At 64.0% G+C, this 16,967-nt stretch carries 11 protein-coding genes; 3 read left to right on the forward strand and 8 right to left on the reverse strand.

Features of this window, described 5'->3' with window-relative positions:
• The first annotated feature begins 32 nt into the window (after window positions 1-32).
• Window positions 33-1,577, forward strand: a complete 1,545-nt coding sequence (locus PQ457_RS17400; RefSeq protein WP_273620115.1) for a tryptophan halogenase family protein — start codon at window positions 33-35, stop codon at window positions 1,575-1,577.
• 70 nt (window positions 1,578-1,647) lie between these two features.
• Window positions 1,648-4,311: a glycoside hydrolase family 3 C-terminal domain-containing protein gene (locus PQ457_RS17405; protein WP_420541005.1), complete on the forward strand. Its 2,664-nt coding sequence runs from the start codon at window positions 1,648-1,650 to the stop codon at window positions 4,309-4,311.
• An 85-nt stretch (window positions 4,312-4,396) separates the two neighbouring features.
• Here the strand turns inward: PQ457_RS17405 and PQ457_RS17410 are convergent, their stop codons facing one another.
• Window positions 4,397-6,733, reverse strand: a complete 2,337-nt coding sequence (locus PQ457_RS17410) for a glycoside hydrolase family 95 protein (RefSeq protein ID WP_273620116.1) — start codon at window positions 6,731-6,733, stop codon at window positions 4,397-4,399.
• Between the two features lie 174 nt (window positions 6,734-6,907).
• On the opposite strand from PQ457_RS17410, the gene PQ457_RS17415 reads away from it, so the two are divergent.
• The gene (locus PQ457_RS17415; protein ID WP_273620117.1) at window positions 6,908-8,044 is read left to right on the forward strand and encodes an aldose epimerase family protein; all 1,137 of its coding nucleotides are present in this window, start codon (window positions 6,908-6,910) and stop codon (window positions 8,042-8,044) included.
• Window positions 8,045-8,079: 35 nt separating this feature from the next.
• On the opposite strand, the gene PQ457_RS17420 is transcribed toward PQ457_RS17415, so the two are convergent.
• From PQ457_RS17420 to PQ457_RS17450, 7 genes are all read right to left on the reverse strand, one after another.
• The gene (locus PQ457_RS17420; RefSeq protein ID WP_273620118.1) at window positions 8,080-8,814 is read right to left on the reverse strand and encodes a FadR/GntR family transcriptional regulator; all 735 of its coding nucleotides are present in this window, start codon (window positions 8,812-8,814) and stop codon (window positions 8,080-8,082) included.
• Between the two features lie 72 nt (window positions 8,815-8,886).
• Complete coding sequence (locus tag PQ457_RS17425) at window positions 8,887-10,575, reverse strand: carboxylesterase/lipase family protein (protein ID WP_273620119.1); 1,689 nt, start codon at window positions 10,573-10,575, stop codon at window positions 8,887-8,889.
• 47 nt (window positions 10,576-10,622) lie between these two features.
• Window positions 10,623-12,065, reverse strand: coding sequence for a family 43 glycosylhydrolase (locus PQ457_RS17430; protein WP_273620120.1), 1,443 nt, complete (start codon window positions 12,063-12,065; stop codon window positions 10,623-10,625).
• A 29-nt stretch (window positions 12,066-12,094) separates the two neighbouring features.
• Window positions 12,095-12,760, reverse strand: coding sequence for an acetylxylan esterase (locus PQ457_RS17435; protein WP_273620121.1), 666 nt, complete (start codon window positions 12,758-12,760; stop codon window positions 12,095-12,097).
• A 297-nt stretch (window positions 12,761-13,057) separates the two neighbouring features.
• The gene (gene xylA, locus PQ457_RS17440) at window positions 13,058-14,365 is read right to left on the reverse strand and encodes a xylose isomerase (protein WP_273620122.1); all 1,308 of its coding nucleotides are present in this window, start codon (window positions 14,363-14,365) and stop codon (window positions 13,058-13,060) included.
• On the reverse strand, window positions 14,365-15,816 hold the full coding sequence (gene xylB, locus PQ457_RS17445; RefSeq protein ID WP_273620123.1) for a xylulokinase: 1,452 nt from the start codon (window positions 15,814-15,816) through the stop codon (window positions 14,365-14,367). The genes xylA and xylB overlap by 1 nt, the downstream gene beginning before the upstream one ends.
• A 4-nt stretch (window positions 15,817-15,820) precedes the next feature.
• Window positions 15,821-16,870 (reverse strand): glycoside hydrolase family 43 protein, encoded by a 1,050-nt coding sequence (locus PQ457_RS17450; RefSeq protein WP_273620390.1) that lies wholly within the window; start codon window positions 16,868-16,870, stop codon window positions 15,821-15,823.
• Window positions 16,871-16,967 lie beyond the last annotated feature (97 nt).

Here is a 16,967-nt window from a genome sequence, read left to right on the forward strand (position 1 = left end):
CGCCGCCTGCCCGCATAACATCGGAGCAGGGAATGGTTCAGGCGGTGCGCAATGTGGTGATTGTGGGCGGCGGCACGGCCGGTTGGCTGACCGCCGCGATCATTGCCGCCCGGCATCAGGGCCGCATGCCCAGGGATTTCACCGTGACGCTGGTGGAGTCGCCCGATGTTCCCATCATCGGCGTGGGCGAGGGCACATGGCCGACCATGCGTCAGACGCTCAAAAAAGTGGGCGTTTCCGAAACCGACTTCTTCCGCGAATGTGATGCCGCCTTCAAACAGGGCGCGCTTTTCGCCAAATGGACCACCGGCGCGCCGGATGACGCCTATTACCACCCGCTCGTCCTGCCCCAGCGCTTTGGCCAGATGAATCTGGCGGCCCACTGGTTGGCCGCGGAGAGCAACGAGAGCTTTTGCGATGCGGTCTGTCCGCAGGGGCAAATTTGCGATCACGGCCTTGCGCCCAAGACCGTCAGCACCGCTGAATATGAGGCGCTGACCAATTACGCCTATCATCTGGACGCGGGCAAGTTCGCCCCTTTCATGCAGCGCCATTGCACGGAAAAACTGGGGGTGCGCTATGTGCCCGCCGATGTGCAGGATGTGATCCAGCATGAAAACGGCGACATCAAATCCATCGTGACGATGCAGGCAGGCGAGATCGAGGGCGATCTTTTCATCGACTGCACCGGAACGCATGGCCTGCTGCTCGACCGCACGCTGGGCGTGGGTTTCCGCGATTGCAGCCATATCCTGTTCTGCGACACGGCGCTGGCGGTGCAGGTGCCCTATCCCGCGCCTGACACGCCCATTGCCACCCACACGATTTCCACCGCCCAATCGGCAGGCTGGATCTGGGACATCGGCCTGCCGACGCGGCGCGGGGTGGGCCATGTGTTTTCCAGCCGCCATATCAGCGATGATGAGGCCGAGGCCGAATTGCGCGCCTATCTGGGGCCGAGCGCCAAGGATCTGCCTGCGCGCAAAATCAAGATCCGCGCGGGCCACCGCGAGACCTTCTGGAAACGCAATTGCGTGGCCGTGGGCATGGCGGCCGGTTTCCTTGAGCCGCTGGAGGCTTCCGCCATCATGCTGATCGAGCTTTCGGCCAAGCTGATCGCGGAACAGATGCCGGTGAACCGGGAGGTGATGGACATCGTGGCCGACAGGTTCAATGAAAAGACCCATTACCGCTGGGGCCGGATCATCGATTTCCTGAAACTGCATTATGTGCTCAGCCAGCGGCGCGACACCGCTTTCTGGCGCGACAATATGGACCCGGTCGGCATTCCTCAGCGGTTGCAGGACTTGCTGCACCTCTGGCGTTATCAGCCGCCATGGTTCCATGACGAATTCGACCGGGTGGACGAGGTGTTTCCGCCCGCCTCCTATCAATATGTGCTCTATGGCATGGGTTTCCGCAGCGAGGTCGAGCGCGACCATCTGCGCCCCGAGGCGCAGGATGCGATGCGCGCGCTGCGCGAAAACCGCGACATGACGCAAAAGCTGCTCTCGCGCCTGCCGCGTCATCGCGATCTGATTGAAAAGATTGCCCAATACGGACTTCAGCCGGTGTGACCCCGGCGGGCGCCTTCCGCCCATTTTGCCGCTGCCTTTGCGCCTGACCATTCCTTCGGGGGAGATTTGTGTGTCCAACGTTTTGCATGCTTCGCGCGCGCCGGTTTCGCGCGCCACTCTTGCCGCCGCCCTGTTGCTCGCGCTGCCCCATACGGCATCGGCCCAGGCCGCCGATCCGGTCGCGCAGGCCGACGCGATGGCCGCTGATCTGGTGGGCAAGCTGACCACCGAGGAAAAAGTGGCGCAATTGGTCAATGTGGCCCCGGCGATCCCGCGCCTGAATATCCCGGCTTATAATTGGTGGACCGAAAGCCTGCATGGCGCGATCGGCGCGGTGCCCACCACCAATTTCCCTGAACCGGTCGGCCTTGCCGCCACCTTCAACACGCCCCTGATCCATGATGTGGCGCGCACGATCAGCGTCGAGGTGCGCGCATTGCACACGCTGGGCCGCGAAACGGGCCATCTGGGCAAGATCGGCACCGGGCTGGACACCTGGTCGCCCAATATCAACATCTATCGCGATCCGCGCTGGGGCCGGGGGCAGGAGACCTATGGCGAGGACCCCTTTCTGACCGCGCATATGGGCGTTGCTTTTGTTACGGGCATGCAGGGCGACAATCCCGACCTGCCCGATGTGGTGGCCACGCCCAAGCATTTTGCCGTGCATTCCGGCCCGGAATCCACGCGCCATTCGGCCAATGTCTTTGTCTCGCGCCATGATCTTGAGGACACCTATCTGCCCGCCTTCCGGGCCGCGATTGTCGACGGGCGCGCCGGTTCGATCATGTGCGCCTATAACCGCATCGATGGCCAGCCCGCCTGCGCGAGTGATGAATTGCTCAAAGACCACCTGCGCGCGGCATGGGGTTTCAAGGGCTATGTCGTGTCGGACTGCGATGCGGTGGTCGATATTGCCGACCATCACAAATATGCGACTGATCCCGCCGCGGGTGTGGCGGCCGCTTTCCGCACGGGCGTTGACAATGAATGCCACACCGGCACGATCGGCGAGGCTAAGGGGCTGGGCGATCGCTATATGGCCGCGCTCAAGCGGGGCTTGCTGACCCAGGCCGATCTCGATCGTGCGCTGGTCCGCTTGTTCTCGGCCCGTTATCGCAATGGCGACCTGCCGGGCCTTGCCGCGCGCCAGCTCTCGATGGTGCCCGTCAGCGCCATCGGCACGCAGCAGAACGGCGCGCTGGCGCTGAACGCGGCGACGCAGAGCATGGTGCTGCTCAAGAATGACGGATTGCTCCCGCTGCACCCCAATTCAAAGATCGTGGTGGTCGGGCCGCTGGCCGATGCCACACGCGTTCTGCGCGGCAATTATTCCTCGGCGGCCAGCGCGCCGCCGGTCTCGGTGCTCGACGGCCTGCATCGCGCCTTTCCCAAGGCGACCATCGTCCATGTGCCCTTCTCGTCCTCGATCACCGATGGCGATCTGGTGCCTGATGGCCATTTCGTCACGCCCGACGGCAAGCCCGGCCTGCGCGCGGCCTATTACAACGCGATTGACCCCAACGCCCCGCGCGGCGAGCGTAAATTCGCCGCCAAGCCGGTGGTGACGCGCACCGAGAGCAACCTCTCGACCAAGGCTTCGGAGCTGAAACAGGTGGCCGACGCCTATAAGGTGGTGTGGGATGGCTTTTTCGTCGCGCCGGACACGGGCACCTATCGCCTTGCCGTTACGGCGGTGAAGGGCGCCATCGAGATCGACGGCAAGCCCACGGTCAAATCCGACCGCTATTCGCTCTGGGGCGAGCGGCCCGAATTTGTCGAGGTCGATCTGAAAAAGGGCCAGCGTTACAAGATGCATTTCGACATGGAGGGTGGCGGCGCGGCCTCGCCCGGCATGTTCTGGAAGCGGATTTCGCACGACACCTATGGCGAAATGGCGCGGGCGGTAAAGGATGCCGATGTCGTGCTGGCCGTGGTGGGCCTGACCGCCGAGTTGGAAGGCGAGGAAATGCCTATCAAGATCGAGGGCTTTGACGGGGGCGACAAGACCTCGCTCGAATTGCCCGCCGATCAGCGCGAATTGTTGGCCAAGGCGAAGGCTTCGGGCAAGCCGCTGGCCGTGGTGACGATGAACGGCAGCCCGATCAATCTGGGCTGGGCCAAGGACAATGCCAATGCGATCCTTGAGGCCTGGTATCCGGGTCAGTCGGGCGGGCTGGCGGTGGCCAACGTGCTGTCGGGCGCGGCCAATCCGGCGGGGCGTCTGCCTTTGACCTTCTATCACGATGTCAAGGACTTGCCGCCCTTTGACGATTATTCGATGCAGGGCCGCACCTATCGCTATTTCACCGGCACCCCGGTCTATGGCTTCGGCTATGGCCTCAGCTATACCAGCTTTGCCTATTCGGCGCCGCAGATCACCCCGGTGGAGGGCGACGCCGCCAAGGGCATCCGCGTGACCGCGCAGGTGCGCAACACGGGCAAACGCGATGGCGACGAGGTGGTCCAGCTTTATCTCAAGGTTCCGCAATTGCCCGGCGCGCCGCGCATCGCCCTGCGCGGGTTCCAGCGTGTTTCGCTCAAGGCCGGTGAAAGCCGCCAGATCACGCTGGACCTTTCCCCCCGCGATCTGTCGGCGGTGACGGCCGATGGGCGGCGTCAGGTGTTTGCCGGGCATTATCAACTCACCCTCGGCGGCGGCCAGCCCGACAGCGGCCTGCCCGGCGTTGCGGGCGAGTTCGATGTGGCCAAATCCGCCGATCTTCCTCTCTGATTTCCCCAACCGCTCCGTTCATACCCCCCAAGCGACCCGGGGAAGGACTGAAAGGCCGGCAGCCTGATGCTGCCGGCCTCTTTTTTCAGGCAGGGAGCAGATGAGGGCCTTTGAACCGCATCGCGCGTCCCGGCACCAGCCGGACAGCACGCGAAATCGCGCCCAATCGCAATTTGCAATCCTGCGCTCTCATGGCGGTCAGGGTGGTTTGCGCCAGTTTACCATCGCGCCAGACCAGATCCACCCGCACCCCGCCGCGCGCCATCAGGCCCGCCGCGGCCCCTTCGCGCCAGGCCGAGGGCAGGGCGGGCAGCAGATGGATCATGCCGTCACGGCTGTTGATCAGCATTTCGGCCATAGCCGCGCAGCCGCCGAAATTGCCGTCGATCTGAAACGGCGGGTGGGCGTCAAACAGGTTGGGATAGGTCCGCCCACGGCCCAGCAGAAAGCGCAGGATGCGATGCGCCCGCTCACCATCGCCCAGCCGGGCCCAGAGCGCGATGCGCCATGCCGTGGCCCAGCCGGTCGATTCATCCCCGCGCTTTTCCAGCGACACACGGGCTGCGCGGGCCAGATCGGGCGTCGTGTCGGGCGCGATCTGCTGGCTGGGGTAAAGCGCGTAGAGATGCGAGACATGGCGATGGTTGGGTTCGGGGGCGGCATCGTCCCAATCCTCCAGCCATTCCTGCAATTGCCCGCTTTTGCCGATGCGGTCAGGCGCCAGCGCGGCGCGGGCCTTGGCCAGTTGCGCGGCGAAATCGGCATCTTTGCCCAATTTGTTCGCCGCATCGGCGGTGCGGTCAAAGAGATCGCGCAGGATCTGACGGTCCATGGCGGGGCCCGCACAGACCGAGGCGCCAAAGGGATGCGTGTTTTCCGGCGAGATCGAGGGGGATGTCACCAGCCCCTTGGCCGATGGCTGCAATGTGTCGAGGAAGAACAGGCAGGCGCCATGCATCAGGGGATAGATCGCCTCCAGATAGGCCCGGTCGCGCCCGTAATCCCAGCGGTCCCACAGCATGTTGCACAGCCATGCGCCGCCCATCGGCCACAGGCCCCATGCCGCGCCGTCGATGGGCGCGGTCGCGCGCCACAGGTCGGTGTTGTGATGGGCCACCCATCCGCGCGCGCCATACATGCGCCGCGCCGTTTCCTGGCCCGTTTGCGCCAGTTCCCGCGTCAGGCGCAGCAAAGGCTCGAAACATTCGCCCAGACCCACCGGGTCGGCGGGCCAGTAATTCATCTGGGTGTTGATATTGATCGTATATTTCGACCCCCATGGCGGGTTGGTCTTGTCGTTCCATATGCCTTGCAGATTGGCCGGTTGGCATCCGGGCCGCGACGAGCAGATCAGCAGATAGCGCGCATAATGGAAATAGAGCGCGGCCAGCGCCGGATCGTCCTCGCTCTCATTGGCGGCAATCCGCTGGTCGGTGGGCAGGGCCGCACCCTTGCCCGGTGTCAGTTGCAGCGAGGCACTGCGGTAAAGGCGGCGATGTTGGGCCAGATGACGCCGGCGCAGGGCGGCAAAGGGCAGGGCCGATGCAGCGGCAATCTGGCGCTCGGTGATGGCCTGCGGATCGCCCGATACGTCTTTGGGGCCGCGATAGCTGGTGGCCATGGCCAGCAGCAGGATGACCTCCGGGGCGGGATCGATATGAAGGGCATCGCCCTGTGCCCGCCCTGTGCCGCCCGGAGCGATCACGCGAAGGCGCGCGGCAAAGCGCAGCGCGCCGGGGATGCCTTCGGCCGTGCCGCCCTGACCGGAGAGCAGGAGACTGTCGCCCCGCGCCTCGGTCTTGGCGGTCTGCGGGCTTTGCAGGCGCAGCGTGATCGGGGGCAGCAGGCCGCCCTTGGCAGAGAGGCGCAGGGCAATGACCTGATCGGCGGGCGAGGCAAAGATTTCGCGCTCGATCACCGTGCCGTTCGCGGCAAAGCGTGTGGCGGCGAGGGCGGCGTCAAGGTCGAGTTCGCGGCGATAGGTTTCAACCGGCCCGTCCAGTGGCATGTCGATCAACAGGTCGCCCAACGTCTGATAGGCCATTTGATGCAGCGGGCGGGCCATCATGGCCGCATTGGCCAGCGCCTGCGCCGCCGCATAATCGCCCTTTGCGATCAGCGCGCGCACCTGCGGCAAGGCTTCGGCGGCCTGCGGATTGACCGGGTCATAGGGGCCGCCGCTCCACAGCGTGTCCTCGTTCAGTTGCAGGCGCTCCTGCCCCGTACCGCCAAAGATCATCGCGCCGATCCGGCCATTGCCGACGGGCAGGGCCTCGGTCCAGACCTTGGCCGGCTGGGCATACCACAAGCGGTGCTCGCCGGGCGCGGAGGGCGTGGAATTTTGGCCGGGAATGGCGCCCAAGGCGGGGCGACCGAGCATGGAGGCACTGGCAGCCAGATATTCGCGACGGGTGAAGGTCATCCTCTGATCCCATTTTTGTATTAAGTCTGATTAGATATCGAATAGTGCGAAGATTTTCCAGAGTAGAATGAAGCGTAAAAACAGATATATGAATGGAAACAGAGTTTGAATTATCGGTTTGCCATTTCGAATATGGCATTTATAAGTACGACAAAAATTGATGGAGAGCATGTGATGAGCTGGAAATATCTGGTCCAATCGGCGATGGTGACCGCGATCCTTGCACCCGGCGCCCATGCCGCGACGGCCCGGCGCGAGGATGGCGGCAAACTGGCCGACGGGCGCGCCGTCGAGGCGGTCACGCTGGCCAATGGTCATGGGGTTTCGGCGCGCATTCTGGCCTATGGCGCCACGCTGCAGAAGTTCATCGCGCCCGACCGTCAGGGCAAATCGGCCGATATCGTCATCGGTCTGCCCGATGCCGGGGCCTATGAGGCGCGCCAGTCCTTTTTCGGGGTCACCGTGGGCCGCTATGCCAACCGGATCGCGGGCGGCAAATTCACGCTCGATGGCCAGACCTACCAGCTTCCGCTCAATGACAAGGTGAACAGCCTGCATGGCGGCGGCAAGGGTTTTGATCGCCAGTTGTGGAAAGTGGAAAGCGTGACCTCGGGCAAGACTGCCTCGGTGGTGCTGCGCCACATCAGCCCGGATGGCGACAGCGGCTATCCCGGCACGCTGGATGCAACAGTCACCTATTCGCTGGATGAAACGGGCAATCTGACCATCGCCTTTGCCGCGAAAACCGACAAGCCGACCATTGTGAACATGACCAATCATGCGCTGTTCAATCTGGCCGGAGAGGGCGGGGCGCGCGATGCGATGGACGAGGTGCTGACCATTTCTGCCAGCCATTACACACCGGTCAATGCCGCGCTGATCCCCACCGGCGAATTGCGCGCGGTGGCGGGCACGCCCTTTGATTTCCGCAAGGGGCGCGTGGTGGGGCAATCGCTGCGCGATGGGCGTGATCCGCAATTGGTGATCGCGCGCGGCTATGACCACAATTTCGCCATTGATGCCGGGCTGACCAAGGCGCCCAAGCTCTTGGCGCGTCTGGCCGACAAGAGTTCTGGCCGGGTGCTGGAAGTGCTCTCCACCGAGCCGGGGGTCCAGTTCTACACCGGCAATTTCATCGACGGTACGATGCTGGGCAAGAACGGCCACATCTATCGCATGGGCGACGGCATCGCGCTGGAGCCGCAGAAATTCCCAGATACGCCCAACCAGCCCGCCTTTGGTTCGGCGCGCATCGACGCGCAGCACCCCTATGCCCACACGATGGTCTATCGCGTGTCGGTGGCGAAATAAACGGCAGTTGGCCGGCGCCGCGCCGCCGGCCATGCCTAGATCGAAAGGCCGATGTCCTCCAGCGCCAGTTCGATCAGCCGCACCATGGCGGCGCGGGCCGCCGCCGGATCGGCATCGGCAACCGCATCAAACAGCACGCGATGGTCGGGCACAGGGTCGCGGGGCAATTTGCGCTTGCGCTGCTTGTAGATCGTGGTCCAGCGCACCGCCGCGCCGATCGAACTGGCCAGCGAGATCAGCGAGGCGTTGCGCGTGGCGCTCAGTAAGGTGCTGTGGAAGGTCTGGTCGGCGGCCTGCCCGGCGGCGGTGGCCAATCCATGGCGCGCCATTTCCTCCAGCGCATGGCCCATCTGCGCCAGTTGCTGACCGGTGCGGCGGCGCGCGGCCAGTTCGGCGGCGGCCGGTTCGATCACCATGCGCAATTCGAACAGATCGTCGATAAAGCTCTGCGTCGGCTCGCCTTCAAAGGTCCAGGCCAGCACATCGGGGTCCAGCATATGCCAGCGCGAGGGATCGGTGATGCGCGTGCCCGCCTTGGGCTTGCTTTCCACCAGCCCCTTGGCGGCCAGAATGCGGATCGCCTCGCGATAGGCGGTGCGCGAGATGTTGTTTTGCTGGGCAAAATCCACCTCGCTGGGCAGGACATGGCCGGGCGGATAATGGCCGGTGACAATGGCTATGCCCAGATCGCGGGCGATGGAGCCATGAATCCGCAGCGATTTATCCACCCGATCCGTCGTCTGATACTCCTGCACTGGCTTTTGCTTCACCGCCAAGGTCCCTCCCGCAGAGCGCAGCCTATGGCGGATTTCTCGCCTTTGTCCAGTCGGGCCCCATTGGCACTAGGTCAACAGGATGCGGCGGACATCGCCTTCGGGGTCATTCTCCATCCGGCATCGGGTGTCAAACACCATGGTCTGGCAATGCACGGGATCGCTGGGCCCCCATGCCAGGCCTGCCTGATCGGGCTTGCCGGTATGGGCAAAGGCGGCCCATGCCCCTGCCATTTTGCGGGCGATGGCCTGGGCTTCGGGCGTGTTGCCGGTGGCCTGATCGCAGATCTTGGTGTTGTCGAAGCAAAAGGCCAGTTCGGCCGTGTGCCATGCGCCGGGGATGCCGTCGAGGATCGGCGTCTGCCATTGGAACAGATATTGATAGGCAGGCGCTCCGCCCGCATCATGGCGCAGCTTGACCATGCGGTTCACATTGTTGCGCCCTGACAGGCCGCCCACCCCATAAGAGAGGGTGCGGATCGCCTTTTCCGGATGCGCTTTTTTCATCGCGGCGATAAGCGCATCGGCCTTGGCCCCGCCCAGCGCCTCGGCCAGTTGCGCGCGCCATTCGGCCTCGCTGGGGTTGCGGCCAAGGCTGGTGCCTTCTTCGCTGACATTGCCGATGATGACGGGGATGTCGCGCGCGGCGGGCGGGGCCACATCGTGAAACGAACGGCAGGTGATGTTGCGCATGTCCATCGTCGGCGCCCAGCCCACGCGCGGGGTCGGGCTGGCGCTGCCGCCCGGTTGCAGCACGCCGGGGCGCATCGGGCCATTGATCCGCGTGGCAACAGTGTTGCCGGCCTCGAACAGCCTTTGCCACTCCATCTTCTGCAGGGCCGCCATGTCGCCCTGCGCCACGCCCAGTTCGCGCAGCACCTGACGCGAGAAATCGCGTGACTGCTCGGCGGACGGGATATTGCCGCCGCCGCCCGATTGCACGATTGCCCGGTGAAACAGCCCCTTGGCCGCAGGCATGCCCATCAGGGTGGTCACTTTCGACCCGCCGCCCGACTGGCCATAGATCGTTACGCGATCCGGGTCGCCGCCAAAGGCGCGGATATTGTCGCGCACCCATTCCAGCGCAAAGATCAGATCGAGCATGCTGACATTGACGGAATCGGCATAGGCCTCGCCGCCGAATTCGGCCAGATCGAGAAAGCCCAGCACATTGAGCCGGTGGTTGACCGACACCTGCACCACATCATGATGCCGCGCCATCTGCGCCCCATCATGCGAGGCCAGTTCATAGGAAGAGCCGAAGGAAAATCCCCCGCCGTGCAGATAAACCATCACCGGTTTCGACCCCGACAGCGATCCGGTCCAGATGTTGAGCTTGAGCATGTCCTCGCCCAAAAAGCCGTCGGTCCATTGCTGGATGAACGTGTGCTCGATGGCGCGGAAACTGTGCAGCGTCTGCGGGCAATTGGCGCCATAGGCAAGGGCGGGATATTCCCCCTCCCACGCCTTGGGCGGCTGGGGGCGCAGCCAGCGGTTGGCCCCGGCGGTGGTGTCGCCATAGGGCACGCCCTTGAAGGTGAACACACCATCGCTGACATAGCCGCGCACCTTGCCATAGCGGGTGGGAACAATGGCGGAATGCGGGGTGGAACAATCGCCGCCGGTATGGATGGCGGGGGCCTTTGCCGCCGGTTTGGCCAGAACCGGCGGTGCCATGAGCCCGGCCCCGATACCGGCGGCCGCAGCCAACGCGCCGCGCCGGTCGGTGATGATGCTGTCTGATACGGTTTTGGTCATACTATCCTCTCCGGTGGGGCCGTCTTTCCTGCGGCCTTTGGCGGGTTTTAGGGTAGGCGGAAGGTCCAGCGTCCGGCATCGCTGTCGGGCGAAAAGCGCACCAGACGGGCCGTGCTGCGCCCCACGGCGGCCAGCGCCAGCGGCGCGCGCGGATCGGGCGTGTTGCGGGGGATGATGCGATAGGTGCCGTCTGAAAGCTGGTCGATGCGCCAGAGCTGTTCGGGCGCGCCGGTGAAAGCGGGCACGGTGACGACCTCGCCCGCAGCCGTCGCGGCCAGCGCGCGCTCGGTCCCGGCAATCGTGATCTTCATATAGGGCGCGCCCATATAGCCGCCTGCGCCGGGGGCAGGGCTGATCGTCCAGTGCTGATGCGGGCGGACCATATAATCGCCCATATCCACCGCGATTTGGCCTTTGGGCCAGACCTTGCTGTTTTCCTCCAGTGTCTGGTCGGGCAGCGGCTTGTCCGGCCCGTCGGCGGGATTGCGAAACCAACTGCGGCGGAAATCGAAGGGCAGGCGCACCTCGTCCACCGCCAGTTCCAATGCGCCGCCGCGTTCGGACTGGATCTCATAGGAGCCGGGGCGCAGGTTCTCCTGACCCGCCGGCCAGCCATTCTTCCATGTCAGCGGCAGGATGGCCAGCACGCTGCGCCCTGAACGGTCCATGTCGGCTTCCCAGTGGAAGGAGAATTTCTCCACCCCGTCGCCCAGATCGACCAGACCGAAATGGCCCGCGCCAAGGCCGCGGCCATGCGCGCCCCACACCAGCTTGCCGCCGCCCTTGAGCATCGGAACGCCGAAATTGTCGACATAGGGGCCAAGCGGATTGCGCGAGCGGCCCACGCGGATGTTGTAGGTCGAGTTTGGCCCATCGCAGCAGGTGCCCTGCGTGCCCAGCAGATAATACCAGCCGTCGCGATGCATCAGCGCGGTGGCCTCAAGGTCGATGGCAATGTCCACCGGCTGGTTGCCGACCACGCGCTGGCCGGTGGCAGGGTCCAGTTCGACCATGCGGATATAGCCGAAATAGGTGCCATAGCTGAGCCAAAGATGGCCGTCGGCATAGAGGAAGGCCGGGTCGATGGCATCGCACGGCTCCTTGCCGTCGCTGGAGGCGACGATGCCAACATCATGGTAGCCGAAATCGGGCGATTTGGGATCGAGCGATTTGGTCCACATCACCTTGACATTGCTGGCATGGCCGCCGTTCATGCCGCCGCCGCCCACGGCATAGGCGACGTAATAGCGATCACCAATTTTGATGGTATCAGGCGCCACGCCGCCACCGGGGCGCACGCCTCCCTTATGCCATGTCCAGCCATCGGCCGACACCAGCCCGCCTTCGCCCGTGCCGAAGGTGTAATACTGGCCATTGGAAAAGGCGATGGTCGAAGGGTCGTGGATAAAGGGTTCGCCCTCAAGCTGGGCCTTGGCGCCGCCCGCGGCCAGCGCGGCAAGGCAGAGCGCGGGGATCAGGTGTTTTTTCATGATGGATCGTTCCGTGCAATGGGGGCGGATCAGCGGGTGGCGATGCGCAGGTCGGTGATGGGGCGGCCCGCATCATCGACAAACCGGGCGCAAAAATCGCTGAGGCCCGGCCCGTTGATGATCGCGCCGCGCAGGATATTGCGCCCTTTATGCAGCGTGACACGCGGCGAGACGGCATCATCCATCACCATCCGCCGGTCGCCGAACAGGGCGGTGGTCTCCGCGCCGTTGAGCCACCACATCGAGGCCGAATTGGACCCTGCCGCCAGATGCGCGTCGGCAATCTCGCGGTCGCTTTCGATAATGGTGGTGACCCAGAAGATCACGCCATAGGTCGGTTTGCCCAGTCCTTGGGCCAGATAGAACAGTTTGGCGTCAAACAGGCCCGCGTCCAGCGCATGCCATTGCAGGCTTTGGCCGCCGACGCGCACCGTTTGGCCGTCGCGCGGGATGGCCGTCGCGACGCCGGGCAGAGCGGCCTTGGCAAAGGCATCGCGGACATAGGCGCTGGTAAAGCCCTGATTGCTGCGGTTGGGTTTGGCAATCGGCTCCAGCACCAGCCAGCGGCGCAGGAAACCGTCCGGGTCGGGGGCGGCCGTGGGTGTTGCGACAGGGGAGAAATAGGGGGCAAGCGAGGTTTTGGCCGGAGCCGCGAGGGCGGATAGAGGGGCAAGCAAAAGCGCGGCCGCAAGCATGGCGGTTCGGGATATTCGGGGCATGGCAATCCTCTGGGAAGGGCTCTTTTATTAGTCTGATTAAATGCCAGAGAATCGATGTTTGCGCTATCATTTTATGCGCGTAAAAGTGGAATTCTGAAAAGTAATGGCAAAATTTAGGCCTGATTATACCGCTGTTGCCGGAATTACAGGGTTTGGGGCGGGATAAGGTATCGTCTGATTATATGGGCGAACCTGCATGGTTGCGCGTCGTGGGCGGGGGCAAGAAAAAGGGGGCGCGCGGCCCCCTTTTCCCTTCCTTGGTCTTCGTCCCGATCAGAAACGGTTGATCAGGTTTTCCAGCCATTCCTGCCGCCCGGAAACCGGCTGGGGCGCCAGATTGTTCACCACGGCCATATCGGCAATCGAGGCCAGATCGCCCCCCTTGATATTCTTGCCCAGATCGCTGCTCCAACCGGCATAGCGTTCATCGCGGAAGGCATCGAGGCGACCGTCCTTGATGATCGCCTCGGCGCGCAGCAGCGATTTGGCAATGACATCCACTCCGCCGATATGGCCATGCAGCAGATCGGCCGCGTCCACCGATTGACGGCGCACCTTGGCATCGAAATTGAAGCCGCCGGTGGTGAAGCCGCCCGCGCGCTCGATTTCGATGCAGGCCAGCGTCAGTTCCTCGACCGAATTGGGGAATTGGTCGGTGTCCCAGCCGTTCTGCGGATCGCCGCGATTGGCGTCGATCGAGCCAAGGATGCCCAGCGCCCCGGCCATGGCGATTTCATGTTCGAACGTATGGCCCGACAGGGTGGCGTGGTTGGCCTCGATGTTGACCTTGACCTCATTCTCAAGGCCAAAGCGCTTGAGGAAGCCGTACACGGTCTGGGTGTCGAAATCATATTGGTGCTTGGTGGGTTCATGCGGCTTGGGCTCGATCAGGATCGTGCCGGTGAAACCGATCTTGTGCTTGTGTTCGACCACCAGTTGCAGGAAGCGGCCGAAATTCTCCTGTTCCACCGCCAGATTGGTGTTGAGGATCGTGTCATAGCCTTCGCGCCCGCCCCACAGCACGTAATTCGCGCCGCCCAGACGATGGGTGGCCTCCAGCGCGTCGCGGACCTGGCTGGCGGCCCAGGCATAGACTTCGGGGCGCGGGCTGGTAGCGGCGCCCGCCAGATAGCGCGGGTGGCTGAACAGATTGGCCGTGCCCCACAGCAGCTTGCGGCCATGCTTGGCCTGAAGCTCCTCAAGGTGATCGACGGCCAGCGCAAAGCTCTTGCGGAAATCCCCGATGCTCTCGGCGGGCGCCATCACGTCGACATCGTGGAAGCAATAAAACGGCAGGTCGAGCTTTTCGACAAAAGCGAGCGCGGCCTCACGCTTGGCGCGGGCGGCGGCCTCATCCTGCGGGCCGGCCAGCCACGGGCGGTTGAACGTGCCCGCGCCGAACACATCGCTGCCCGGCCAGCAGAACGTGTGCCAGAAACAGACCGCAAAGCGCAGATAATCTTCCATCCGTTTGCCAAAGACCATGCGGTCCTTGTCGTACCAGCGATAGGCCAGATCGCTGGCGGCATCGGGGCCTTCATAGCGGACCGTGTCAAATTCGGCGAAATAGGCGGCAGACATCAATGGCTCTCCTGAAGTTGGCGCAGCGCCCATGTGGCGCGCTGGAAACGCTGGCGTTGGGGGGCAAGGCGGGCGGCCAGATCGAGGTCCGGCTCGATGGTGGCGCGGATCGGCGGGCGGGTGCATGTTGCGGCCAGATCGCCGCCCAGACCCAGTTGGGCCAGACGCGCCGCGCCCAGCGCCGGGCCGACTTCGCCGCCCTCCAGATAGAGCAGGCGCACGCCCAGCACACTGGCCAGAATATGGCCCCAATAGAGCGAGCGAGAACCGCCGCCGATCACGGATAGTTCCTCGATATGCGTGCCCGCCTCGCGCAGGGCGTCAATGCCGTCGGTATGGGCAAAGGCCACACCTTCCAGCACGGCGGCGGCAAGGCGCGCGGTGTTGGTCTCGTTGCTCAGCCCCACAAAGCCCGCGCGCAGATGCGGGTCATTATGCGGCGTGCGTTCGCCCGAAAGATAGGGCAGGAACAGTTCAGGCCCCGCGCATGGCCCCGCGCTTTCGGCCAGGGCGAAGAATTCGGCTGGTCCGCCCACTTTGCACGTCGCCGCCGCCCAATCGATGCAGGAGGCGGCCGAAAGATGCACACTCATCTGATGCCACACCCCCGGCAGAGCATGGCAAAAGGCATGGACCGCGCGCGCCGGATTGGGCCGGAACGCATTGCCCGCCACAAAGATCACGCCCGATGTGCCGAGCGAAAGCATGCCTTGCCCTTCGCCCGTCACGCCCACGCCCAGCGCGCCCGCCGCATTGTCGCCCGCGCCCGCCACCACGGGCACGGCTTCCATACCCCATTGCGCCGCCACGTCGGCGCGCAGATGGCCGGTGATTTCGGGGCCTTCATAGAGTTTGGGCATATGATCGAGCGTCAGGCCGGTTGCCGAAAGCATCGCCTCTGACCAAGCGCGGCGGGCCACATCGACCCACAGCGTGCCCGCCGCATCCGACATGTCGCTGGCCTTTTCGCCGGTCAGGGCAAGGCGGACATAATCCTTGGGCAGCAGCACCGTTTTGGTGGCGGCAAACACCTCCGGCTCATGATCGCGCACCCAGAGCAGCTTGGGCGCGGTGAAGCCGGGCATGGCGATATTGCCGGTGATCGCGCGGCTTTGCGGCTCGGCGGCCTCCAGCGCGGCGCATTGGGCATGGCTGCGCCCGTCGTTCCACAGGATCGCGGGGCGCAGGGGCCGGTCGTCCGCGCCCAGCAGCGTGGCGCCGTGCATTTGCCCGGCAAGGCCGATGGCCGCCACCGCGCGACGCAATCCGGCGTCCAGCCCCAGCACCGCGCGATGGGTTGCGTCCACCCAGTCGTCAGGTGCCTGCTCGGACCACAATTCCTGCGGCCGCGACACCGAGAGCGCCGCGCTGCATTGCGAGAGGACGCGCCCGTCACTGGCGGTGACGACGGCTTTGACCCCGCTGGTGCCGATATCTATGCCAAGGAACATCGGATCAGCGCGCCTTCAACGGGTCAATGGTCTGGATCGTGCCATCGGGGTTGAAGGTCAGTTCTGTCACTTTCACATTGCGCAGGTGGTTCTTGTTCGACAATTGGGTGTCGGCGTAGAACAGCCACCACTTGCCATCGGCCTGAAGGATCGAATGATGCGTGGTCCAGCCCTGAACCGGCTTCAGGATATGGCCGGTATATTTGAACGGGCCATAAGGGTTGTCGCCGATCGCATAGTTCAGGAAATGCGTGTCGCCGGTCGAATAGGTGTAGTAATATTTGCCGCCGCGCCTGAACATCCACGATGCCTCAAAAAAGCGCCGCTCATGGTCGCCCGTCAGCACCGGCTTGCCGTTTTCGTCCAGAATCACCGCATCGCGCGGCTTTTCGGCAAAACTCTTCATGTCGGCGCCCATGCGCACGACCTTGCCCGACAGGGCGGGCTGGTCGTCCTTGCCAAGGTCGGTGTCCGAACCGTTGGGGTCGAACTTGCCGCTGGCCCAGCGCTGAAGCTGGCCGCCCCAGATACCGCCGAAATACATATAGCTCTTGCCGTCTGTGTCGGTGAAGACGGCCGGGTCCATTGAATAGCTGCCCGCAATCGGCTTGGGCTCGGCCTTGAACGGCCCCATCGGGTTTTTCGATGTGGCAACGCCAATGCGGAAAGTGCCAAGGCCGTTTTTGTCCTTGGCCTTGTCGCGCGCGGGGAAGTAGAGATAGTAGGTGCCGTTTTTATAGGCCGCATCGGGCGCCCACATCTGTTGGCTGGCCCAAGGCACATTTTTCACATCCAGCGCCACCGGCCCGATCGTCACCTTGCCGCCGATACGGTCCATGCGCAGCACGCGATAGTCGCGCATTGCATATTGGTTGCCCAGGTCATCGTCGGGGATGGGCGTTGGGATGTCATGCGAGGGATAGACATAGATCTTGCCGCCAAAGACATGGGCCGAAGGGTCGGCGGTATAGATGCTGGTCACCAGCGGCTGATCGCGAAAGGTGGAGGCGGGTGCCTCGGCAAAGGCATGGGTGGGCAAAAGCGCGGCCAGCATGGTGGCAGCGCCAAGGGGGGTGAGCTTTCCCTTCACGTTCGGCATCCTCATTTGCTGTGGCCCTCTTGCAGCGGGCCATCACGATGAAGCGGTGATA

This window comes from Novosphingobium humi, assembly GCF_028607105.1.
In the GTDB taxonomy this organism is placed as follows: Bacteria; Pseudomonadota; Alphaproteobacteria; order Sphingomonadales; family Sphingomonadaceae; genus Novosphingobium; species Novosphingobium humi.

Bases quoted from the DNA above. Each gene is read 5' to 3' on its own strand.
- PQ457_RS17400 (WP_273620115.1), top strand. From the start codon at position 33: ATGGTTCAGGCGGTGCGCAATGTGGTGATTGTGGGCGGCGGCACGGCC.
- PQ457_RS17410 (WP_273620116.1), bottom strand. From the start codon at position 6,733: ATGACCTTCACCCGTCGCGAATATCTGGCTGCCAGTGCCTCCATGCTC.
- PQ457_RS17415 (WP_273620117.1), top strand. From the start codon at position 6,908: ATGAGCTGGAAATATCTGGTCCAATCGGCGATGGTGACCGCGATCCTT.
- PQ457_RS17425 (WP_273620119.1), bottom strand. From the start codon at position 10,575: ATGACCAAAACCGTATCAGACAGCATCATCACCGACCGGCGCGGCGCG.
- PQ457_RS17430 (WP_273620120.1), bottom strand. From the start codon at position 12,065: ATGAAAAAACACCTGATCCCCGCGCTCTGCCTTGCCGCGCTGGCCGCG.
- PQ457_RS17435 (WP_273620121.1), bottom strand. From the start codon at position 12,760: ATGCTTGCGGCCGCGCTTTTGCTTGCCCCTCTATCCGCCCTCGCGGCT.
- xylA (WP_273620122.1), bottom strand. From the start codon at position 14,365: ATGTCTGCCGCCTATTTCGCCGAATTTGACACGGTCCGCTATGAAGGC.
- xylB (WP_273620123.1), bottom strand. From the start codon at position 15,816: ATGTTCCTTGGCATAGATATCGGCACCAGCGGGGTCAAAGCCGTCGTC.
- PQ457_RS17450 (WP_273620390.1), bottom strand. From the start codon at position 16,870: ATGCTGGCCGCGCTTTTGCCCACCCATGCCTTTGCCGAGGCACCCGCC.